Source organism: Vibrio sp. R12-SW3-ISO1 (assembly GCF_059834005.1).
This window is the reverse complement of record NZ_JCBDGK010000047.1, coordinates 42,415-63,773: the sequence shown is the minus strand read 5'-3', so window position 1 is coordinate 63,773 and position 21,359 is coordinate 42,415. Positions and strand designations below refer to the sequence as shown.

Here is a 21,359-nt window from a genome sequence, read left to right as displayed (position 1 = left end):
CTGCATTTATTTTGCCTAATCCTACTTATATTGCTTGGGTGAATAGGTGGTAAGCGATGACGCTGGTGGATTGGATGGAGCAATACGTTGAGCAAAATGGCCTTGACGATTTGGAAGGGGTAGTCGGTACCGCCATTGAAGGCGTGTGGTTTTATCGAAGCTCCAAGGGGAATAAACGCCAACCTTTGGTCTACCAGTCAGGCGTGATCATATTGGGGCAGGGGACAAAACATATCTATCTAGGCGACAAGCCCGTTAAATATGGTGGTGATGATTATCTCGTGGTGGGTGTACCGCTCCCCCTTGAATGTGAAGCGATCGCTGATGCTGGAAAGCCACTGATGGGGTTAACGGTCGATGTCGATCCTCAAGTGCTGCACCGTTTAGTCAATAAGCTTGAAGAGCTAAACGTTCAGCCAAAGGCGATGACGCCTGCGCGCAGTGAAGGGCTCTCTTCAGTGAGTATGGACAACGATATGATGGACGTGAGTTGTCGAATCATGAAGGCACTTTGTCATCCTGTAGAGAGCGCTCTGTTAGGTGAGTCTCTAACTGAAGAGTTGGCACTGAGAGCACTACTTAGCAGCGAAGGGCATGTGCTGTTCGATTTAGCCAAGCATGAGGGGCATTACGCGCGCGTCGCCAAAGCGCTCGAGTATGTGCATCATCACTACCATGACTCACTCACTGTTCAAGGGTTAGCTGAGACGGCGAACATGAGCATTTCCGCTTTTCATCAAGCATTTCGCTCCGTGACGTTAGAAACCCCTATTCAGTACATTAAAAAGGTGCGCCTAAACAAAGCGAAAGAGTTGATTCATCTTGATGGATTGAAGGTCAGTGAAGCCGCAAGGCGAGTGGGTTACAACAGCACCTCGCAATTCTCCCGGGAGTACAAGCGCCATTTTAACGAAACACCTCGTGCTGGCGCTTTAGCGGCGTAACCAAGCCATCTCCTAAAAAGGGGAAAGTGAATCGCACGCAATTTGCTGTGTTAATCCGATCGCAAATAGGTGATAATAACTCTCAACAAATCGAAGATTTGTCACCTACCCCTATAGGAGATCTAGTCAATCTCTGAGTGAAGCCTCTAACTTAGGTTAGAGGCTTTTTTTTACGAAAAACTGTAACTCTCTGGCACCACCACGATGCCGTCTGAGGAAATCTTAAAGCGCTTGGCATCTTCTTTCGCATCGACGCCGATTTCAGTGTTGGCGGGGATTCGGACGTGCTTATCAACGATGCAGTTGACCAAGCGGCAGCCTTCACCCACTTCGACATCATCAAACAAGATGCTGCCAGCGATGGTGGCGCCGTCGTTAATACGCACGTTGGGCGAGATAATGGAATGATGCACTGAGCCACCGGAGTTGATCACGCCATTGGCAATAATGGAATTAATGAAAATACCCTCGTTGCCTGTGGCTGAGGAGACGGTCCGTGCCGGAGGAAACTGGGACTCGTAAGTGCGAATTGGCCAGTTTGCCTGATAGAGGTTCATTGGGGGAACGGGTTCGAGTAAATCCATATTGGCCTGATAGAAGGAGTCGATAGTACCGACATCTCGCCAGTAGCAGTCTCTGTCAACTCGACCTTTGTCGTTGCAGAAGTTATAAGCGTAGACGCCTTGCTCTTGGATGAGTTTTGGAATGACGTCTTTGCCAAAATCGTGTGAAGAGTGGCTATCTTTGGCATCCACTTCTAGAGAGCGGGTCAGGGTTTCCATATCGAAGATATAGATGCCCATCGACACAAGACTACGCGTATCATTGCCCGGCAGTGATGGCGGATCTAGCGGCTTCTCAATAAAATCGTCGATGCGGCCGCTTTCGCCCACAGAGACACAGCCAAAGGCTGAGGCTTCACTGCGCGGGACGTCCATACAGGCAATCGTCAGCTTCGCGTTCTTATCAATATGTTCTTTGAGCATCTCCGCGTAATCCATGCGATAGATGTGATCGCCCGACAAGACGATGACATATTTGGCATCGCTTCGGCTCAAAAGCCATAGATTATGGTAGATGGCGTCAGCGGTGCCTTCATACCACTTACCACCACCGCGCATTTGAGGTGGAACGGCGGTGATGTACTCGCCAAGTTCAGGGTTAAAAATCGACCAGCCATCTCGTAGATGTTTTTGTAATGAGTGAGACTTGTACTGGGTAAGGACGAGGATTTTCCGAAGTCCAGAGTGTAGGCAATTGGTTAGGGTGAAATCAATAATACGGTACTTTCCGCCAAAAGGAACGGCAGGTTTTGCGCGATCGTCCGTGAGGGGGCTAAGACGAGAGCCCATTCCTCCAGCGAGAATGACCGTGAGAGCGTCTTGCATACTATTCTCCATAATAGTGCGGGGGTACTACTGGGGTATCAAGAACCGAGCCAACCCGAAGGTGATTGTGTTACCTAAATATAGCGTTCGATAGGGCGTTTATCTGCGCTATCGTGGTGCGTGAACAAAATAATCTTGCACCAATTTAGACGAAGGCTTGCACCTGATCACTTTTGATCACGGAAATACGATTTCTGCCCAGATATTTAGAGTCGTAAAGCGCCATATCGGTGCGTTTGTAGGTCTGACTTGGATTCGCGCAGACATCACTGACACCGCCACTTAACGTCACATTATGCATAGAGTGTTGTTCAACCACATTGCGTATGCGATTGGAGACGGCTTCCGCCTCTTCAACCGAGGTGTTAGGCATGATGACAGAAAACTCTTCACCACCGACACGGGCGAGCAAATCCGTTTCTCTTAACTCACCTTTCAATAACTGCGCCACGCTTTTAATCACGTGATCACCGACATCGTGACCGTACTGGTCGTTCACCTGCTTAAAATGGTCGATGTCGAATAAACAGAGCGCTGCCTGTTCCTCTTCCGGATAACGCTTCACACGCATGCATAGGCTTTGCAATTCAATATCAAACTTGCGTCGGTTCCATTGCGATGTGAGGGCATCTTTTTCACTCAATCGGCGCAGTTGCTGCTCCAATGCCTTCAATTCGGAGATATCGACAAATGAGGCGACATAGAACTGAATTCTGCCATCGTGATTCTTGACCGTTTGGATGCGCAGCAACTCAGTGATAAGGGTGGCATCTTTGCGTCGATTGATGATTTCTCCCTGCCAAATTCCCCTTGTATGAATAGACTCCCACATCTCACGATAGAACTTTTGCGTATGTTCTCCGGAGGCAAACATCGACGGCTGTTGACCTTTGACCTCTTCAAAGGTGTAACCACTAATCCGGCAGAGCTCGTCATTCACCTTGATAATCCGATTGTTTTTATCTGTGATCATCAGAGCAGACATACCGTTTATCGCCGCGCGGGCAATTTTGCTTTCCAAGCTGTTTTTGTGGTGGTTGTCATTCCAAATGACAAAGGATAGGGCAATCAGAAAAATCACCGCCGAGACAGAACACAACTGAACAAATAGCTCAAAGCGTTCGGCGCGACTGATCTGATTAGCCTGCTGCGCAGGCATAGTCACGAAGAGCAAAAGCGATTGAGTATGCTGACCGAGAGTAAAATCGATGGTTTGATAGGTCAGCCAAGCATTCGACTCGTGCACTGTTCCTGAGGCGTTTATCGCTTGCTGTCGCCATAGCAATGGGAAGTCATTGGCGACAGAATGCTGGGCTCGGCCGGGGAGCAGATCACCAAACAGCGTTGCTGTATCGGGAGACAGCACATAAAAGCCGTTTGCATTGGCAACGATGGGTTTCGAACCGCTGTTGTCTCGATACGCCAGCTCGTCATAAATCATCGACAGATTGAGATTAGCGATAAAGTAGCCTTGTCGGACGCCAGAAGTCGCAACGGGCACGATTACGCGCAGCGCCGGCGTGTACGGGCGTGCGTATTCACCGTGCTCAATCTCGAGATCAATGCCATACACCCCCAGTTGGCCGTCTTCCAAGCTCTGCGCATAAGAAAAATAGTTGCGCCCGGATTTATCTTGCAAAAATTCATCTTCAACGATTTGGGTTGTACGACCATTGTGGTTGATACGAATTTTTTCTTGGCCATGGATGTCCAAATAACGCAGTTGCGAGTAGTAGCCTTGGGTTCGAGCGACGAGGGCCCAAAAGTCTTCAATTATACTTCGTGAGAGCGGAGAGGGAGAGTCGATAGCACGGTGCAGTAGGCCATTGTTGGCCAGTTCCACAACAGAGAGTTGAATTTTTTGATTGATGGCACCAAGCTCTGCCACCGCGTAATTGACTTTGGCTTGCTCAATCATGGCGACTTGTTGTGCAGTATGAGTCTCGAGATCACCAAGTCGCTCATAGAAATAAATCGCAGGGACAACAGAGAGTGCGCTAAACACGAGGATAAATTGCAACAAAAGTTTGGTCGGAGAGTAGTAGCGCATTGCGTCTAGAGTCATCTTCTGGATTTATTCATCGAAAAGTTTACCCCAGGGGGATATGCAATACTGTGAAGATGGTGGGATTCTATTGAGCTTAACACCCGTTCCAATGTTTTTCTTGGGTATTGTGTTTTATATCAATAAAGTTATTTGATTGCGCCGCTCTAAGCAATAAAAAAGCGCCCCGGAGAGGAGCGCTGAGCAGATTAAGCATAGATCTAATAAAAGGTTGGGGGGTGTTATGCTTGTGCTTGAACTTGTTTTGCGTCACTGCGTGCTTTTAGGAACGCGTAACCAAAGCCTGTTACTGCTGTACCCGCTGCGATAGCGACAAGATACATGACGACTGGAGTAATCGCGTTCGGGATAAGAAGAACGAACAGACCACCGTGTGGTGCCATCAGTTTAGCGCCAAACAGCATAGACAGAGCACCGGTTAACGCGCCGCCTGCCATACACGCCGGGATAACGCGCATTGGATCTTTTGCTGCAAAAGGAATCGCACCTTCCGAGATAAAGCATAGGCCAAGTACGAAAGAGGCTTTGCCTGCTTCTTGCTCGCTTTTCTCAAATTTGTTTTTCGCGATAAAGGTCGCCAAACCCATACCCAGAGCCGGTACCATGCCCGCCGCCATAATGGCTGCCATCGGTGCGTAAGTTTGTGACGCCAATAGGCCAACACCAAACGCATACGCTGCTTTGTTGACTGGACCACCTAAGTCGAAACACATCATAGCGCCAAGGATAATTCCGAGAAGTACTGCGCTGTCAGAGCCCATGTTGTTTAGGAAGTCTGTTAGACCGTTCATAATGCCGGAAACAGGACCACCGACGATGTAGATCATGACCAAACCAGTAAAGAGGGTCGCGACAAACGGGATGATCAAAATGGGTTTGAGTGCTTCCATCGATTGCGGAAGTTGTACTTTATCTGCAAGGAATTTCGCGGCATAACCAGCGATGAAACCTGCGGCGATACCACCAAGGAAGCCTGCGCCTGTTGAGCTTGCGAGCATACCACCGACAAGGCCCGGTGCCAGTCCTGGACGATCCGCAATAGAAAAGGCGATGTAACCGGCGAGCACTGGGATCATCAGCGCGAATGCTGAACCACCACCGATGGTCATCAATGCTGCGGCAAGCGTGCCTTCTTCTTTAAATGCTTCAATACCAAAGACAAAAGAAAGCGCGATAATCAAACCACCTGCAACCACGACAGGGAGCATGTGTGATACACCGGTCATTAGGTGTTTGTAGGCCCCTTTTTTCTCATCTTGAGCGGAAGATTGATCAGCGGAACCAGAATGTTGGTAAACCGTCGCTTGTTCAAAGGCTTTATCCATCTCTTCGGCGGTTTTCTTCAGAGCAGGGCCGGTTTTAGTACGGTACATTTTTTTGCCGTTGAAACGATCCAGTGGCACTTCGATGTCTGCGGCGATGATCACCAAGTCTGCGTCAGCAATTTCTTGGTCTGTGAGTTGGTTTTTCGCACCGACCGAACCGCGAGTTTCTACTTTGATTTGGTGACCACGACGTTTGCCTTCTTCTTCGAGTGCCTCAGCAGCCATAAAGGTGTGCGCCACGCCTGTTGGGCACGCTGTGATGGCCACAATCTTCTTCGCAGAAGAGGTGGCAGGAGCTGCAGCAACCGATTGTGTCGCACTGGAAAGGGGTTGTGCTTGGCTAGCTGCTTGCTGAAGGAATGCAACGGCGTCTTTGGTCACCGCGCTGATGTCACTGCGGAACACTTTTTTGCCGACAAAGCGCGCGTCGTCAACTTCAGTATTCGCCGCAATGACGATCACATCCGCTTGATCAATGTCCGCTTGTGAGAGCACAGTGGTGTCGACAACGCTTGATTGGCATTCAATGGTCGCGTTCCATGCAAGTTTCTTCGCTGCTTTTTCTAACAGTCCAGCAGCAAGAATGCTATTTGCCACGCCGCTCGGGCAGGCAGTAATGATGGCAATATTCATAATGATAACCTTCTGTTCCTTAGTTTGCTTCTACGTTTTGGCGAACGGATTCGCTTAGGCAAGCTCATTAACTTGAGTATTAAGCTTAATTTGATCCAGCTCTTGTTGGCTGGTCACACCAACGCCGACTTGACTCACTGCAAGTGCAGAGAGGGCTGTGGCAAATTGGAGTAATTCGGTTTTTGGCATCTGTTGCATGTGGCCCCAACATAGACCCGCGACTAACGTATCGCCGGCGCCTACTGTGCTGACCACTTGCATTCTTGGCGGCTTGGCGTGGAGCCATTGGTCGTCGTGCAACCACATCACACCGTCAGCGCCCATTGAAACGACAATGTTGTCGATGCCTTTGTTAGACAGGGTTTGTGCCGCGTTTTGGCACGCTTCTCGCGTATCCAGTGTTTGACCTAAGAAATCGCCCAACTCTTCCTCGTTAGGTTTGATAAGCCAAGGTTTGGCATCAAGCCCTGCGGCAAGTGCGGCTTTACTGCTGTCAAACAGGACTTTTTTGCCACGTTCACGCAACTGCGCGATCCATGCTGCGCACTGAGCCGGTGTGACACCACCGGGTAGGCTGCCAGCAAAGACAAAGTAGTCATGATCGTTCGCCAGTTCGTGCAGAACTCGCTCAAATTGCGCGATTTGAGCATCGTTTACTTCGACGCCAGGAAAATTGATGTCGCTGACCTCGCCATTTTTCTCCACCAACTTGACGTTGATACGAGTGGAACCGTCAACTTCGACAAAGCGATCCGTCACACCGATGTTTGAAAACAGTTGGTGGAACAGTTCAGGGTTATCTTTACCTAAAAAACCCGTAACAGTGACGTCAGCACCTAAATCGCGTAGGACCATAGCGACGTTGACCCCTTTGCCCGCCGCTCTTAGGTTGCTCTCTTTGACAAGACTCACGCTACCCACATTGAGGGTATCCAGACTACCGGTCAGATCGAGCGCTGGATTCAACGTGATGGTCACGACTTTATTGGTTGCAATCTCAGACATGGTCGCCCCTTAACCTTCACCAAGGCCAGATTGAATCGCGCTGCCAATGGCTTCCAGTGCCTGAGGTGCATCTGCCCCTTCTGCGGTGAATTGCAGCTGATGACCGTGTTTAACACCAAGCGCAATCACTTTCATTAGGCTTTTCGCGTTAACGGCTTTGCCGTCGCCATCAAGGTTTGCAACGCGAATGTTCGACTCAAACTTTTTCGCTTCCGCCACCAACATCGCGCCCGGTCTTGCATGTAAACCATGTGCGTTTCGAATTTTGAAGACTGCGGTATTGCCATCAGCGCTGGCTTGCTCTGCTTGTTCGCCTTTGAGTAGCGCGATGACTTGTTCGCCACTGCCATCAAGCAATGAGGTTTGTTTTTGTTCAAAAATCAACTGCGTCAGGTTTTCTAAGATTGCTTGGTGTGCATTGTTGCACGCTGCAAAGGTTATCAATGCTTTGACGTTTTCACCGTCAAATTGGCATTGATTCGCCGTGGAAACAAAAGAGACACCGCTACGCTGAACACCTTTTTCACTGCCGACTAACCACAGCCCTTGACCAAGGTGGGTGGGTGTTTTTGATACGATATCGGCAACAAAATCGTGGTTTGCGCATCCGGTATTTTTGAGCAAACCAGAGGCGACAGCGCTGAGCTGGACCATATCACTGGCTGGAAAGCCGACTTGAACTAACGACGCGTCGAGATCCACTTCTAACTGAACATCGCCATTCAGGAGTGCGACGATTTCATCCGCGGTTTTTACCGATTTTAGGCGTTCTTCAACGCCGTCAGCGCTCAGTACTTTGGTCAATTGCTTAAGAATGCCCAAGTGTTCGTCCGATTTTGCCGCAATACCAATGGCGACGTAGACACGGTTACTGTCACCCCATTCTACACCGTCAGGGAAGTGGTGAATCGCAACGCCTGTCTCTTTGACCATGTGACGGGTGTCGGTGGTTCCGTGTGGGATGGCTATGCCGTTGCCTAAAAACGTCGAGTTTTGCTTCTCGCGATTGAGCATGCCCTCGACGTACTGCGCGTCGACTAAGCCTTTATTCGCTAGTGTCAATGCAATGTTTTGAATAGCGGCAAATTTATCATCGGCCTGTTGCGATAGGGTGATATCAGTTTTAGTGAGCTTGAGCATGGCGCTTCTCCAGCATAAAAGTCATACAGTTCGTTCTCAGTCTGTGGGCGCGGAGTGCAACTTCTGTTGTCTCTTCTCGCTATTTACTTTCATCTGTTTACTGGGCAGTCAGTATAGCTTGAGACCAGCAACCACTTTAGTGAATCGATTCAGCAAATTCGCGCCACAAAAAAGTTTTAGCAAAGAATGGAGTAATATCGATGAGGTTCCCGCCTCAATACTGTTCAACTTGGTTGAAAATAGTGACCTTACTCTTGTTTTATTCTTTGCTGAATCCTTTCAGCTTTTATACTGAAACGTTTCAGCTTATAATTCAACTCAGCGATAGATCTTTGATGAATTATTATGATCATGCGCACAGATTAAGGTAGAGATATGACACTAGATGAAGTAGCCAAATTGGCCGGTGTGTCCAAGACAACCGCAAGCTATGTGATTAACGGTAAAGCACAAAAATATAGGATCAGCGAAAAGACACAACGCAAAGTGATGGCGGTGGTGGAAGAGCATAACTATCGCCCGGATCTTGCCGCCAGTACGCTGCGCGCAGGGCAAAGTCGATCGTTTGGGTTGGTGATCCCTGATTTAGAAAACACCAGTTACGCCAAGCTTGCAAAACTTCTCGAACAAAGTTCTCGAAAAGCGGGCTATCAAATATTGATCGCCTGTTCGGATGATGACGCTGATACGGAAAAAAACGTCGTCAATGCGTTGATCAGTCGTAAGGTCGATGGGCTGTTTGTGGCAAGCGCGATGCCAGACGCCAATGAATTTTATCTCGACATCCAACACAAGGGCACGCCGGTTATCGCGATTGACCGTCCCTTAGACGATGAGTTTTTTTCATGCGTGATCAGTGAAGACTTTGGCGCGGCGAATGAGCTCACTCACTCCGTGATTAGTGACGCCGTCACAACTATTGGCTTAATTGGTGCACTTCCAGACCTCAATATCTCTAAAGAGCGTGAGTTGGGTTTTAAGACGGCGGCAGAAGAGCGAGGTTGCAGTGTAGTGATTGGCTATGGTGACCACTTTAACCGTATTGACGCGAAAAAGGTGATGCGTACTTGGCTGGCCAACGATGAGCTTCCCAATGCGATTGTGACCACCTCGTATACATTGTTGGAAGGGGTATTAGACGTATTTCTCGAACAACCAGAGTTGGTCAAAGGCATCAAACTGGGGACCTTTGGTGATAACCGTCTGCTTGATTTCCTTCCCTTTAAAGTGAACTCTTTACCCCAACAATTTGAAATGATTTCAGACAGCGCGTTGGCGTTGGCACTCAACGCATCGGCAAAACGTTACCATCCGGGTATTGAGTTGATTCCACGTGAGTTGATTGTTCGCTAACCGTTTTAACTAAAACAGGGATACTAAAACAGGGATACTAAAACCGCGGAACTAAAAAGCGCCAGGACGGCGCTTTTTTCACATCAGAGCAGCACGATCATCAGTACTGAAAACGAACGCTCATCGTCAATTGTGGACCATAGAGTCCGTTGTTTCTTGTCTCGGCTGATAGCGACATTTGCTGAGTAGAGTGAAAACGAAGTCCGGCGTGAAAGACAGAGGAATCATCCAAACGGCCTAATCGCATCGTCGCTTCGACTTGTTCAGTCAACCAAAGACGACCGCCGATGTTCATTTCAATCTGCGTGTCACTGTCACCTGCTACATATTTTGTTTGGTGAAGTAGCATTTGACCATACACATCCGCAAATTGTGTTACTGGTCCATTAAAACCGATACCACCGGCAACGTCATAATCGCCATCAAACTGAGAATCGGCGCGAATGATCAAATGGGAGTTTTCCGTGAATAGAGTGGTGAACTCACCACCTAATGTCGAGGGATTGGCGCCTACACGCACTTCAAAGTAGTTGTAGCTGAAGTTATTCGCTTGTGCTGATGTCGCCGCAAGAGCCAGCGCGCTGGTAAGTAGGATTTTTTTCAAAACAGTCTCCGACATTGTCAATTTTCCGTCTAAGCGCCACATTGGCTTGGCGTTTTTGCCTAATGAAAAAATATTAGCAAGTTTTAAGCCAGCCATTTGAGGTGGGTGTCATTATTGATGATTTAAAATGATTTGTCGCCTACGAATCGAATTGATTGATTTTTTATATAGAAAGCTTACAGTGGAGCTCTAGCCATCTAAAAGGCTTTTATTAACAATGAGAGGGAAATATGAAGTTAGTCAGTAAGGTGTCGTTGTTAGCATTCATCACGGTAGTCGGACTTACCGGGTGCGGCGAAAAAGAAGAGTCAGTGATTAAAGTTGGAGCGACGGTTGGCCCACACGCCCAGGTTGTCGAGGCGGTAGCAAAACAAGCCGAGCAGCATGGGTTAAAGGTGCAAGTGATCGAGTTTTCGGATTATGTCACACCAAACGCGGCGCTTGATGATGGCAGTATCGATATCAATAGTTATCAACATCAACCATTTTTAGACAGTTTTAATCAAAATCATGGTACAGAACTTGTCTCAATCGGCCGTTCAATCCTCATGCGTATGGGACTTTACTCAAATAAATATCGCACTTTAGATGCGTTACCAGAGAAAGCGCGTATCGCGATACCAAACGATCCGACTAATGGTGGTCGCGGTCTGCTATTGCTTGCTGATGCGGGAGTGATCACCCTGAAAGAGGGCGTTGGATATGCGGCAATGCTCACTGATGTTGTGGACAACCCTAAACAGTTCGAATTCATCGAGGTCGATGCGGCGCAGTTACCCAGAACTCTGGATGATGTCGATGCTGCGGCAATCACGATGAACTATGTGATGTCATCAGGGCTTGATCCGCAGAAACAGAGTATTTATCTCGAATCGACCGATGCTCCGCTTGCTGTTATGGTCATCGCGACCCGTAAAGGGGAAGAGACTAAACCTGAGTATCAGCAGTTTGTTGAGATCTTCCAATCGCAAGAGACGAAAGCCTTCCTAGCCAAGCAGTTTGGTAGCACGATTGAAGCGGCGTTCTAATTCGCAGAATGATTGACAGCCCGAGGTATTACCACCTCGGGCTTTTTTATCGAAACATTAGCGATTGCAAGGTGGGAGTGGTATCGTCAGCCAACATAACGGATGGATTTATTGTAGTTTTTTCTTTATATGAAAACGCCTCTTCAAGCCCTAATGGTACAGGGTACAACCTCTGACGCAGGAAAAAGCGTTGTCGTGGCAGGTCTTTGCCGAGTGTTGGCTCGCCGTGGTGTGCGAGTTGCCCCATTTAAACCACAGAATATGGCGTTAAACAGCGCCGTGACCGCTGACGGTGGTGAAATTGGTCGCGCCCAAGCGGTGCAAGCTTTAGCCGCCGGTGTTGAGCCTAGTGTACATATGAATCCAGTGTTACTTAAGCCTAATTCCGATACTGGCGCACAGGTGATCGTGCAAGGTAAGGCACTGAGTAATATGGAAGCGTGTGGTTACCAGAACTACAAACAGTTAGCGCTGCCTTTTGTGATGGACTCGTTTAGTCAACTGACCGAACACTATGATTCGATTGTGATCGAAGGTGCTGGTAGCCCAGCAGAAATCAATCTACGTGAGAATGATATCGCCAATATGGGCTTTGCTGAGGAGGCGGATGTGCCCGTCGTGATTGTCGCCGATATTGACCGGGGCGGCGTGTTTGCTCACTTATACGGCACTCTGGCCCTGCTATCAGAGAGCGAGCAGCAGCGAGTCAAAGGATTTATTATTAATCGCTTTCGTGGTGATATTTCACTGCTCGAACCTGGCCTTGATTGGCTGGAAGAAAAAACCGGCAAGCCTGTCATCGGCGTGTTGCCGTATCTGCACGGGTTTGAGTTAGAGGCGGAAGATGCCATCAATACTCAGCAATCGCTCAATTCGAGCGCGAAGATTCAGGTTGCGGTGCCAGTGTTTACTCGGATCAGCAATCACACCGATTTTGATGCGTTAAGAAGCAACCCAGACATTCACCTTAGATACGTAGGTAAGGGGGAGTCGCTGTCGGGAGCAGACGTCATTATTTTGCCGGGCTCAAAATCGGTCCGCAGCGATCTTGCCTACTTGCGCAGTCAGGGATGGGATCGCGATATCCAGCGTCATCTTCGTTTAGGCGGCAAAGTGATTGGCATTTGTGGTGGATACCAAATGCTGGGTCAGAAAATTGATGATCCTTTGGGGTTAGAAAGTGACGCAGGCAGCACAGCAGGGCTAGGGTACTTGCAGGCTCAAACGGTGATCACCGACTCCAAAACGCTAACGAATGTGGATGGCCAACTCTCATTAAATGGCAGCACGGTGCCCGTATCGGGCTATGAGATTCATGCTGGTCGCACTCAAACCACAGATGTATCGCCCATTATGCTCAGTTCGGGTGAGAGGGATGGTGCGTTGAGTGAGTGCAATCAAGTCTTTGGGACCTATTTACATGGTATCTTTAACTCGGCCGAGGCGACGACGCAGATTATGCGTTGGGCAACCGGTGAGGAGATCGCCGCGATAGACCATAATGCGCGCCAACTTGATGCCATCGATCGTATTGCTGATGCCATCGAGCAGCATTTGAAACTGGATTTACTCTGGCCAGAACTAGAGACACAGAACAAACAATGAAACAACGATTTTCACTTCTCTGCGCTATGTGGTTAGGCCTTACTTTTCACACTCAGGCGCAAGACAAACTCACGGTTTATGCTGCAGCGTCGATGATCAATGTGGTCTCAGAGCTCGTGAATGAATTCGAGCAGCAGCGTGATGTTTCGGTGACCACTGTGTTTGGTGGCTCGTCATCCCTAGCGCGGCAAATTGCCTATGGCGCTCCCGCAGACGTGTTTATTTCAGCGAGCCATCAGTGGGTGCAGTATTTGATCGACAATGGCATTGTAGAACCACACCAGGTGAAACAGATAGCGGCAAACCAACTCGTCGTCATTGCCAAGAAGCAGATCGCTTTGGCTGTCGGGGACGTTCAATCTTGGCAACAAGCGCTAAACAGACAAAGACTCGCGGTTGGGCAAACCGACACGGTTCCCGCTGGTATCTATGCGAAACAAGCGCTGACTTGGCTTGGCGTCTGGCAGAGCGTAGAGATGTCGCTCGCGCCCAGTAAAAGTGTTCGTGCTGCTCTAGCGTTAGTGGAGCGAGGTGAAACGCCATTAGGGATTGTCTACAAAACCGATGCGATGCAATCAGAGAAGGTGACAGTGGTAGCCACGCTTTCGGAGCGTAGCCACGACCCCATTCAATATCCTGCTGCTGTTGTGAGTGACAATGTCACGGCGAACGAATTTCTTGATTACTTGCAAACGCGTGACTCAAGAGCGCTGTTTACACAATACGGATTTTTAGTCAGTGATGCTCAGTGATTACGAGATTCAAGCTTTATCACTCAGTTTGAAAATAGCGGGGGTGGCGGTGCTATGGCTGATCCCCCTTGGTATCTTGTTGGCGTGGTTGCTGGCTAGAAAGTCGTTTTTCGGACGTAGCGTGTTAGATAGCCTCATCCACCTACCACTGGTGTTACCCCCTGTTGTGATTGGCTATTTGCTGCTGATTTCCCTTGGTCGCCAAGGCTGGCTTGGTCAGTATCTGTTTGAGCATTGGGGGCTGGTCTTCGCCTTTAGTTGGAAAGGCGCGGTAATCGCGTGCATGATTGTCTCTCTACCATTGATGGTCAGGTCGGTTCGTTTGAGTCTAGAGTCCATTGACCCACGCCTTGAAGAGGCAGCGGCCACATTGGGTGCTTCCCCGTTGAAAATCTTTACCACCATTACACTGCCTTTAACCTTACCGGGCATTATTACCGGTACGATGCTCGCCTTTGCGCGCAGCTTAGGTGAATTTGGTGCCACCATCAGTTTTGTCTCCAACATTCCTGGCGAAACGCAAACCATTCCTTTGGCGATGTATACCTTTATCGAGACCCCGGGCGCAGAGTATGCGGCAATGAGGCTGTGCCTCATCTCAATTGCGATTGCGTTACTCTCTCTGTTTATCTCTGGCTGGTTAAGCCGAGTCAGTCAAAAAAGGCTAGGGCAATGACGAATTCGCACGCGCTGAACGTTCAGTACCGCACCCGACTCGGTGATCAAACGTTTGATATCGACCTTGCGTTGCCCAATCGCGGCATTACCGCCATCTTTGGCCGTTCGGGGGCGGGCAAAACCAGTTTGATTCATTCTGTCGCTGGTCTTTATACGCCCTTAGAAGGACGCATTCAACTCAATGACCGTGTGTTGTTTTGCTCACAAAATAAGATCAACGTCCCGGTACATCAGCGCAATGTGGGTTATGTGTTTCAAGAAGCCCGCTTGTTTCCCCATTATCGCGTTGAAGGTAACTTGCTGTATGGCGTGAAGGGGGATGATAAGGCACATTTCGATAAGGTGGTGGACACGCTCGATCTCGGCGCGCTGTTGAGTCGTTACCCTAAAGCGTTGTCTGGGGGAGAAAAACAGCGCGTCGCAATAGGACGAGCATTGCTGCGCAAGCCAGACATACTCCTGATGGATGAGCCGCTTGCGTCATTGGACATGCCGAGAAAGCGTGAAGTGATGCCATATCTTGAGCAGCTTGCTGCCGATATCGACGTACCTATTCTTTATGTCTCCCACAGCTTGAATGAAGTATTGCGTCTGGCTGATCAACTGGTGGTGATCGATGACGGTCGGGTGGTGGCTTGCGATAATATTGAGGCGGTCTGGTCTTCGGACGTCATGCGCCCGTGGCACTCATTTTCGGAGCAAAGCTCGCTGTTCGAAGCTCGTGTCCTGCGCCACAATCACCACTATGCGTTGACTGAGGTGAGTTTAACGCCTTTGCATTCGCTCTGGGTGCAAAAAATCAACGCCGGTGAAGACGACTTAGTAAGGCTGCAAATTCGCGCCAATGATGTCTCTTTAGCTCTAGAGCCGCCAAAGCAAACCTCGATTCGTAATAGCCTTAAGGTCACGATTGAGGAATTGGAAGAGGTGCGTCATGGTGATCAACGGCAAAGTGTGACGGTCTATTTGCGCCTAGATGAAAGACGAACCCTCAAAGCGACCATTACTCAGTGGGCCAAAGATGAGTTGAATTTAACACCTGGGATGACGGTCTACGCCCAGATCAAAGGCGTGAGCGTGACTCAAAAAGACATTGCGCTTGCCCACGGTGACAGATAGCCATTAAAAAAGCGCCTTGCGGCGCTTTTTTAATAAAACGGTTGTGTTGCGCTCATTACTTCGCAAAGACATCCGTAAAGTCGCGTTTCAGAATAGGGTCGCGGCGTGCTTTTTTAATCTGCTTAACCATATCTTTTACGCAGTTGTGCAGGACTTGGTCGAGAAGCTGCGCACGGTACTCTTCTTTTTGCTCATCTGTCATCTCTTTAGGCAGATTAAGCGTTGGAAACTCTTCCATTACGTTAAGCCCAGCAAACGCTTGGCTTACCGACACAAGCGCATGGAACTGCTCAAAGTTATCGAGAACATTTTGCGCACTGTTTGGCAGTTGTTCCCAAGATTCGCGCACGGCTTCTTCCGATACTTCATGAATTGAGACGACCATGTTGTGCATAGCTTCTGGTACGCCATCAAACTCAATCACTTGACGAAGTTCAGCGGAAACGGTGGACAGGTCTACGACAGCTTGTTCTGCTTGATTCTCGTCAGACATAAGGATGCTCTCTTTAATTACTAAAATTAGGGCGCTATCGTAAAAAAAACCGCATAAAAGTCAACATAAGTTGGCTGAACATGGGGTGGTAAGATATGCTTTTAGATAACGGATTACGATATTCATGAATTAAATCAAGGCAGTTAGCGTGGATAAAGCAGGTTCTTCGATGAAAATCTTGCTAGTGGATGACGTGCAAATGGAACGCATGCAGCTAGCCATTCGACTTAAGCAGCTTGGCCATACGGTCGAAATGGCGGATTCTGGCGCCGGTGCTTTGGATATCTATCCCACCTTTGAACCTGATTTGGTACTGCTCGATATCAGCATGCCGGATATGAACGGCTTTGAAGTCTCATCTCGAATTCGTGATTTATATGAAGAATGGGTGCCGATCATTTTCCTAAGCGGTCACGATGAGCCGGCGATCATTGCTAAAGCCATTGAAGCTGGCGGCGATGACTACTTGATCAAGCCCGTGGATAAAATCGTTCTTAACTCTAAGTTGATTGCCATGCAGCGCATCGCTGCCATGCGTCGTGAATATAAAAAGAAATCCGCCGCCCTTGAGGAGGCCAATCGTCTGCTTGAAAAGTTGGCGACAGAAGATGGCCTTACTAAAGTCGCAAACCGTCGCTCAATCGATGAAAAAACTCTTGAGCTGATTGCGTTTCATGGTCGCCATCATCTCCCCCTCGGGTTCATACTGCTGGATGTAGACCACTTTAAACTTTACAACGACACGTACGGCCACATTGAAGGGGACAAGTGCCTTGTTGCCCTTGCGAGTGCATTGTCGGGCTTGTTTGTTCGTAATGGCGAAGTGGTGGGCCGTTATGGTGGTGAAGAATTCATTGTGCTGCTCGGCTATACAGATGAAAACAAGGTTGAGCAAGATGCGCAGCGCATCCACAATACCGTTGAAGCGTTGGCTATCGCTCACGAATCTTCACCCATTCATCAAAACGTGACCGTGTCACAAGGTGTCTATTCCTTTGTTCCTAGCGGAAAGGAGACATTGGAGTCGGTATTTGAGAAAGTGGATAAAGCTTTGTACCAAGCCAAGGCGTCTGGCCGAAATCGATACGTGATTGTGTGAGCGCTGGTTGCACTCTTCATTTATGCACTCTTTATTTATGTTGCACTTGATTTACGCGTATTGGGTTTATTATGCGTAAGCGACTCGGTTACGCCCAGCCTTTTTCGCTTTATACAAAGCGTTGTCCGCTTCTTTAATCACTTGAGACACTTTGCGCGTTTCCTGGCTGTCGCAGACACCAATACTGATGGTCACGCATACCGAGTCTGGGTTTTTCGCCGAACCGCGCTGTTTCGTGCCTTGTTTGTTGTCTTTTGGCCGCGCAGATTGATCGCGTAACATCATTTCGTACTCTTCAATCGACACTCTCAACGCCTCTAGATGCTCTTTTACCTGCTCGGCGTACCGCCCTTTAAATATGACGGTGAACTCCTCACCCCCGTAGCGATACACTCGGGCTCTACCGCCCACTTGCTGAAGTTTACTGGCGACTAAGCGTAGCACATCGTCGCCGGTGTCATGGCCATAGGTGTCATTGAACGACTTAAAGTGATCAATATCGAGCATGGCAATCGTAAATTTTCGACCCAGGTGTTTTAAGTCTGACTCAAGTGCCAATCGTCCAGGGATATCGGTCAAACGATCGTTAAACGCCATTTCGTAACTGGCTGACAGTAAGTAAACCAGCAGCAATATGCCTGCAAGAGAGAACATGGTGCTCGAAATAAAAGGCACATGGAAAAAGATAAAAGTCACAGATGCAAGCAGTATTGATGAGTAAATCACCACATCGATAATGCGATTTTTTGCCATGACCAATATCGCGCCACTTAAAGTGATGGCAAACATGTAAAGCACAAGAATCAGTGGGATTCGCGATACGACGGGTTCGACAAATAAAAATGTTGAGTTGATGTCGTCGAAACCACCATCGTAGAAGTGAGCCAATACGAGGTAGCACCAGACGATAATAAGTGACAGTGTCACCAGGTAAAGCCCAAATGAGCGAGACATTAAACTCGAATCTTTGTAGGGATAGACACTGAGTAGTGCAATAGGCAGCAAAAAGGCCAACAACGACAACTCAAGCACCGTTGTGCCGGTCGATAGTGGAGATTGTAGTCGAGACTGTATCAACCAGTAGGCAAGCAGAAGGGTCGTAGCGACCATGGCTATTCGGCTCTGTTTGAACGCGTTCGCTAACGCTATCGCACAAATAAACAGAACAAAAGGCAGTTTCGAGGTGATATCCAGGTTGGCTTGCGTCAATGTGATGACATTGTTCATACCAGACGCGATGAATATCAGTAGCAGTAGCGGAAACGACAACCGAAACCAATTAGCGGAAACTACTGACAGTGACATGCAACAACCAAACCCACAGAAAAAGACACATTGAATAGCAAAAGATAAGAATACTTTGATTTGCTGAAAATCCAAGCTTTTTACTAAACTTAAGTAGCAAATTGGATCATATGTTTAATGTTTGAACACCATCATATCTAAATGACTCTATTGCATGGCAATTTTAGGTAATGTTCCACATACTGATACCAGAAGCATAACGAAAAGGAGTGATTGATATGCAGATTAGCGTTGATGTCCACAATTACATGGAAACCTTAGTTGGACACGTGCTTGCGCGAGAAGAATTTACTCAGAGATTCGACCATGATCAATTGGCCGATTTAGCGTGTCTTGCGCTCAGCCAATTGAGGCCAGTCTACATTCGTTTTGATGTCGACTTTCTCTCTGCACTCCCAGAAGAACGTTTAGTGGCGTTAAAAGAGTATGCTGAGACAGCGGTCTCCTCTGCTGTGAGCCTGATCGTTGACGACCGACGTAAAAATCGTAAAGATGAGATTCCGGTGATCATCAACAAGCCACGTTTTGATGATGACTTGGAGCTGGAATGGTTTGAGAAGCCGATTGTATCCATGAAAAGTCGTAAGTAAGGAGTTATAAATGGGATTGTTTTCACGTCTATTTGGTGGCGGAAAATCACAACAAGCCGTCGCGGTAGAGCCGGTTGAATATAAAGGTTATCTCATTTATCAAGAATCCATTGCAGAAGGCGGTCAATACCGTATTGCAGGACGTATTGAGAAAGAAAAAGAGGGCGAGATCCTATCACACCGTTTTATTCGCTCGGATGTGCTCGCTAGTAAAGACGATGCCAATGAATTGATGCTGAAAAAATCACAAATGTTCATTGATCAAATGGGTGACAGTATTTTTAACTAACAGTTTTCGTTAACAGTGACGTAATAAGACGCGTAATGGGAAAGTAACCCATAGAGAGTTCGCCTGATTGATTATTTTGCTGTGATAACTCCTCAATTTGATGAACATCATACTCTAAGAAGCCATTAGCCGTTATGCTGATGGCTTCTTTGTTTTGGTGAGTAAGATAATTTGTTGTTTTAAAGGAAATTTTTGCTTGCACTGGACGCAACTGGTTTGACCTCCTATCAATGGTTTCTGTCTTGTCCTTTTTGTCGTTCAGACGCACAATCCTTCATTCCCAACGGTTATAACTCATGATTTTTTCAGCAAGTTTTTAAAAAGACTTGCAGTCTGTTTTTACGTTGGATAAAAACAAATCAAACAGTGTTGCGAATAGTCAAGGAATAGCTAATGCAGATTGGTGTGCCAAGAGAGTCGCTCCCCGGTGAGACGCGTGTTGCTGCGTCACCCAAATCGGTCGAGCAATTAATTAAATTGGGGTTCAGCGTTGCCGTTGAATCAGGAGCAGGAGAGAAAGCCAGTTTTGATAATGGTGCGTTTGAAGCCGCAGGGGCGAGCATCGTCTCAACGCAAGACGTGTGGCAATCAGACGTCATTTTAAAGGTCAATGCGCCGATTATCGATGACACGCTGGATGAGTTGGCTTTGATCAAGGAAGGGGCCACGCTGATTAGCTTTATTTGGCCAGCACAAAACCCAGAATTGATGGAGAAGCTTTCGAGCAAAAACATTAATGTTATGGCGATGGATGCTGTGCCGCGTATCTCACGTGCTCAAGCGTTAGATGCGCTCTCATCAATGGCAAATATTGCCGGTTATCGTGCTGTAGTTGAAGCCGCGCATGAGTTTGGTCGATTCTTTACTGGGCAAATTACCGCCGCGGGTAAGGTGCCACCAGCGAAAGTTTTGGTGGCTGGTGCTGGTGTTGCTGGTCTAGCTGCGATCGGTGCAGCCGGCAGTCTTGGTGCGATCGTTCGTGCGTTTGACGTGCGCCCAGAAGTAAAAGAGCAAGTGCAATCGATGGGCGCTGAGTTCCTTGAAGTCGACTTCAAAGAAGATTCTGGCGCTGGCGATGGTTATGCGAAAGAGATGTCGGATGAGTTTAACAAAAAAGCGGCTGAGCTTTACGCTGAGCAAGCGAAGGATGTCGACATCATCATCACTACGGCACTGATCCCGGGTCGCCCTGCACCTAAGCTTATCACCAAAGAGATGGTCGACAGCATGAAAGCGGGCAGTGTGATTGTTGATTTGGCTGCGGCCAACGGCGGTAACTGCGAATACACTGAAGCAGACAAAGTGATCACCACAGCCAATGGTGTCAAAGTCGTGGGCTACACCGATATGGTCGGCCGATTGCCCACACAGTCATCGCAGCTCTATTCAACCAACTTGGTCAACTTGCTCAAACTGCTGTGCAAAGAGAAAGATGGCAACATCACCATCGATTTTGATGATGTTGTTATCCGCGGTGTCACTGTAGTTAAAGAGGGTGAAGTGACCTGGCCTGCGCCACCAATCAAAGTCTCAGCTCAACCAGAGCAGAAAAAAGCGCAGCCAGTAAAAGCAGAGCCGAAAGTTGAAGAGCCCACTTCACCAGTTAAGAAACTGGCGGCGTTAGCTGTGGGTGTCGGAGCGTTTGCATGGATAGCCTCTGTCGCGCCAGCGGCCTTCTTGTCACATTTTACTGTGTTTGTTCTTGCATGTGTCGTTGGCTACTACGTGGTTTGGAACGTCACACACGCTCTGCATACACCGTTGATGTCGGTGACCAATGCAATTTCTGGCATTATTGTTGTCGGCGCTTTGTTACAAATTGGCCAAGGCAACGGAGTGGTATCATTTTTGGCGTTCATCGCTGTGTTGATTGCCAGTATTAACATCTTCGGTGGATTCACCGTCACCAAGCGTATGCTTGAAATGTTCCGTAAAGACTAAGGA

20 protein-coding genes are annotated in these 21,359 nt (G+C 48.3%); 11 read left to right on the top strand and 9 right to left on the bottom strand.

Annotation, left to right across the window (positions count from 1 at the left end):
• Positions 1-56: 56 nt before the first annotated feature.
• Entirely contained in the window at positions 57-944 is an 888-nt protein-coding gene (locus AC6R0R_RS14565) for an AraC family transcriptional regulator (protein WP_500627193.1), read from the top strand.
• Positions 945-1,114: 170 nt separating this feature from the next.
• Here the strand turns inward: AC6R0R_RS14565 and glgC are convergent, their stop codons facing one another.
• The 5 genes from glgC to fruB all read right to left on the bottom strand — a co-directional run bounded on the left by glgC (position 1,115) and on the right by fruB (position 8,500).
• Positions 1,115-2,332: a glucose-1-phosphate adenylyltransferase gene (glgC, locus tag AC6R0R_RS14560; protein WP_500627192.1), complete on the bottom strand. Its 1,218-nt coding sequence runs from the start codon at positions 2,330-2,332 to the stop codon at positions 1,115-1,117.
• A 145-nt stretch (positions 2,333-2,477) separates the two neighbouring features.
• Positions 2,478-4,397, bottom strand: coding sequence for a GGDEF domain-containing protein (locus AC6R0R_RS14555; protein ID WP_500627191.1), 1,920 nt, complete (start codon positions 4,395-4,397; stop codon positions 2,478-2,480).
• Between the two features lie 221 nt (positions 4,398-4,618).
• Entirely contained in the window at positions 4,619-6,355 is a 1,737-nt protein-coding gene (fruA, locus tag AC6R0R_RS14550) for a PTS fructose transporter subunit IIBC (RefSeq protein WP_500627190.1), read from the bottom strand.
• A gap of 54 nt (positions 6,356-6,409) precedes the next feature.
• A complete protein-coding gene (gene pfkB, locus AC6R0R_RS14545) occupies positions 6,410-7,360 on the bottom strand; it encodes a 1-phosphofructokinase (RefSeq protein ID WP_487901483.1) in 951 nt (316 codons plus the stop codon).
• Between the two features lie 9 nt (positions 7,361-7,369).
• Positions 7,370-8,500 carry a fused PTS fructose transporter subunit IIA/HPr protein gene (gene fruB, locus AC6R0R_RS14540; protein WP_500627189.1) on the bottom strand — a complete coding sequence of 377 codons (1,131 nt, stop codon included), beginning with the start codon at positions 8,498-8,500 and terminating at the stop codon, positions 7,370-7,372.
• 375 nt (positions 8,501-8,875) lie between these two features.
• Between fruB and cra the strand changes: the two genes are divergently transcribed.
• On the top strand, positions 8,876-9,853 hold the full coding sequence (gene cra, locus AC6R0R_RS14535; RefSeq protein ID WP_487901485.1) for a catabolite repressor/activator: 978 nt from the start codon (positions 8,876-8,878) through the stop codon (positions 9,851-9,853).
• A gap of 100 nt (positions 9,854-9,953) precedes the next feature.
• Here cra and AC6R0R_RS14530 read toward each other — a convergent pair whose 3' ends face one another.
• Positions 9,954-10,472: a hypothetical protein gene (locus tag AC6R0R_RS14530; RefSeq protein WP_487901486.1), complete on the bottom strand. Its 519-nt coding sequence runs from the start codon at positions 10,470-10,472 to the stop codon at positions 9,954-9,956.
• Positions 10,473-10,687: 215 nt separating this feature from the next.
• On the opposite strand from AC6R0R_RS14530, the gene AC6R0R_RS14525 reads away from it, so the two are divergent.
• The 5 genes from AC6R0R_RS14525 to modC all read left to right on the top strand — a co-directional run bounded on the left by AC6R0R_RS14525 (position 10,688) and on the right by modC (position 15,639).
• On the top strand, positions 10,688-11,485 hold the full coding sequence (locus AC6R0R_RS14525; protein WP_500627188.1) for a MetQ/NlpA family ABC transporter substrate-binding protein: 798 nt from the start codon (positions 10,688-10,690) through the stop codon (positions 11,483-11,485).
• Positions 11,486-11,614: 129 nt separating this feature from the next.
• Positions 11,615-13,090: a cobyric acid synthase gene (locus AC6R0R_RS14520; protein ID WP_500627187.1), complete on the top strand. Its 1,476-nt coding sequence runs from the start codon at positions 11,615-11,617 to the stop codon at positions 13,088-13,090.
• Positions 13,087-13,842 carry a molybdate ABC transporter substrate-binding protein gene (gene modA, locus AC6R0R_RS14515; RefSeq protein ID WP_500627186.1) on the top strand — a complete coding sequence of 252 codons (756 nt, stop codon included), beginning with the start codon at positions 13,087-13,089 and terminating at the stop codon, positions 13,840-13,842. Before AC6R0R_RS14520 ends, modA begins: the two co-directional genes overlap by 4 nt.
• The gene (gene modB / locus AC6R0R_RS14510) at positions 13,832-14,518 is read left to right on the top strand and encodes a molybdate ABC transporter permease subunit (RefSeq protein ID WP_500627185.1); all 687 of its coding nucleotides are present in this window, start codon (positions 13,832-13,834) and stop codon (positions 14,516-14,518) included. Before modA ends, modB begins: the two co-directional genes overlap by 11 nt.
• Positions 14,515-15,639, top strand: coding sequence for a molybdenum ABC transporter ATP-binding protein ModC (modC, locus tag AC6R0R_RS14505; RefSeq protein WP_500627184.1), 1,125 nt, complete (start codon positions 14,515-14,517; stop codon positions 15,637-15,639). The genes modB and modC overlap by 4 nt, the downstream gene beginning before the upstream one ends.
• 55 nt (positions 15,640-15,694) lie before the next feature.
• Here the strand turns inward: modC and AC6R0R_RS14500 are convergent, their stop codons facing one another.
• Positions 15,695-16,132: a DUF3069 domain-containing protein gene (locus AC6R0R_RS14500; RefSeq protein ID WP_334551889.1), complete on the bottom strand. Its 438-nt coding sequence runs from the start codon at positions 16,130-16,132 to the stop codon at positions 15,695-15,697.
• A gap of 169 nt (positions 16,133-16,301) precedes the next feature.
• On the opposite strand from AC6R0R_RS14500, the gene AC6R0R_RS14495 reads away from it, so the two are divergent.
• Positions 16,302-17,231: a GGDEF domain-containing response regulator gene (locus AC6R0R_RS14495; RefSeq protein ID WP_500627183.1), complete on the top strand. Its 930-nt coding sequence runs from the start codon at positions 16,302-16,304 to the stop codon at positions 17,229-17,231.
• A 69-nt stretch (positions 17,232-17,300) separates the two neighbouring features.
• On the opposite strand, the gene AC6R0R_RS14490 is transcribed toward AC6R0R_RS14495, so the two are convergent.
• Positions 17,301-18,536: a GGDEF domain-containing protein gene (locus AC6R0R_RS14490; RefSeq protein WP_500627182.1), complete on the bottom strand. Its 1,236-nt coding sequence runs from the start codon at positions 18,534-18,536 to the stop codon at positions 17,301-17,303.
• Between the two features lie 218 nt (positions 18,537-18,754).
• Here AC6R0R_RS14490 and AC6R0R_RS14485 point away from each other — a divergent pair, with 218 nt between their 5' ends.
• Together AC6R0R_RS14485 and AC6R0R_RS14480 are read left to right on the top strand one after the other, a co-directional pair.
• Positions 18,755-19,126 (top strand): late competence development ComFB family protein, encoded by a 372-nt coding sequence (locus AC6R0R_RS14485; protein ID WP_334551886.1) that lies wholly within the window; start codon positions 18,755-18,757, stop codon positions 19,124-19,126.
• Between the two features lie 10 nt (positions 19,127-19,136).
• Positions 19,137-19,415 carry an HlyU family transcriptional regulator gene (locus AC6R0R_RS14480; protein WP_334551885.1) on the top strand — a complete coding sequence of 93 codons (279 nt, stop codon included), beginning with the start codon at positions 19,137-19,139 and terminating at the stop codon, positions 19,413-19,415.
• On the opposite strand, the gene AC6R0R_RS14475 is transcribed toward AC6R0R_RS14480, so the two are convergent.
• Positions 19,408-19,683, bottom strand: a complete 276-nt coding sequence (locus AC6R0R_RS14475) for a hypothetical protein (RefSeq protein WP_500627181.1) — start codon at positions 19,681-19,683, stop codon at positions 19,408-19,410. The two genes, AC6R0R_RS14480 and AC6R0R_RS14475, sit on opposite strands and share 8 nt — an antisense overlap.
• Positions 19,684-19,808: 125 nt before the next feature.
• On the opposite strand from AC6R0R_RS14475, the gene pntA reads away from it, so the two are divergent.
• Positions 19,809-21,356, top strand: coding sequence for a Re/Si-specific NAD(P)(+) transhydrogenase subunit alpha (pntA, locus tag AC6R0R_RS14470; protein ID WP_334551883.1), 1,548 nt, complete (start codon positions 19,809-19,811; stop codon positions 21,354-21,356).
• Positions 21,357-21,359: the final 3 nt, after the last annotated feature.

Coding starts and splice junctions, on each gene's coding strand:
- AC6R0R_RS14565 (WP_500627193.1), top strand. CDS start 57: ATGACGCTGGTGGATTGGATGGAGCAATACGTTGAGCAAAATGGCCTT.
- glgC (WP_500627192.1), bottom strand. CDS start 2,332: ATGCAAGACGCTCTCACGGTCATTCTCGCTGGAGGAATGGGCTCTCGT.
- AC6R0R_RS14555 (WP_500627191.1), bottom strand. CDS start 4,397: ATGACTCTAGACGCAATGCGCTACTACTCTCCGACCAAACTTTTGTTG.
- fruA (WP_500627190.1), bottom strand. CDS start 6,355: ATGAATATTGCCATCATTACTGCCTGCCCGAGCGGCGTGGCAAATAGC.
- pfkB (WP_487901483.1), bottom strand. CDS start 7,360: ATGTCTGAGATTGCAACCAATAAAGTCGTGACCATCACGTTGAATCCA.
- fruB (WP_500627189.1), bottom strand. CDS start 8,500: ATGCTCAAGCTCACTAAAACTGATATCACCCTATCGCAACAGGCCGAT.
- cra (WP_487901485.1), top strand. CDS start 8,876: ATGACACTAGATGAAGTAGCCAAATTGGCCGGTGTGTCCAAGACAACC.
- AC6R0R_RS14530 (WP_487901486.1), bottom strand. CDS start 10,472: ATGTCGGAGACTGTTTTGAAAAAAATCCTACTTACCAGCGCGCTGGCT.
- AC6R0R_RS14525 (WP_500627188.1), top strand. CDS start 10,688: ATGAAGTTAGTCAGTAAGGTGTCGTTGTTAGCATTCATCACGGTAGTC.
- AC6R0R_RS14520 (WP_500627187.1), top strand. CDS start 11,615: ATGAAAACGCCTCTTCAAGCCCTAATGGTACAGGGTACAACCTCTGAC.
- modA (WP_500627186.1), top strand. CDS start 13,087: ATGAAACAACGATTTTCACTTCTCTGCGCTATGTGGTTAGGCCTTACT.
- modB (WP_500627185.1), top strand. CDS start 13,832: ATGCTCAGTGATTACGAGATTCAAGCTTTATCACTCAGTTTGAAAATA.
- modC (WP_500627184.1), top strand. CDS start 14,515: ATGACGAATTCGCACGCGCTGAACGTTCAGTACCGCACCCGACTCGGT.
- AC6R0R_RS14500 (WP_334551889.1), bottom strand. CDS start 16,132: ATGTCTGACGAGAATCAAGCAGAACAAGCTGTCGTAGACCTGTCCACC.
- AC6R0R_RS14495 (WP_500627183.1), top strand. CDS start 16,302: ATGAAAATCTTGCTAGTGGATGACGTGCAAATGGAACGCATGCAGCTA.
- AC6R0R_RS14490 (WP_500627182.1), bottom strand. CDS start 18,536: ATGTCACTGTCAGTAGTTTCCGCTAATTGGTTTCGGTTGTCGTTTCCG.
- AC6R0R_RS14485 (WP_334551886.1), top strand. CDS start 18,755: ATGCAGATTAGCGTTGATGTCCACAATTACATGGAAACCTTAGTTGGA.
- AC6R0R_RS14480 (WP_334551885.1), top strand. CDS start 19,137: ATGGGATTGTTTTCACGTCTATTTGGTGGCGGAAAATCACAACAAGCC.
- pntA (WP_334551883.1), top strand. CDS start 19,809: ATGCAGATTGGTGTGCCAAGAGAGTCGCTCCCCGGTGAGACGCGTGTT.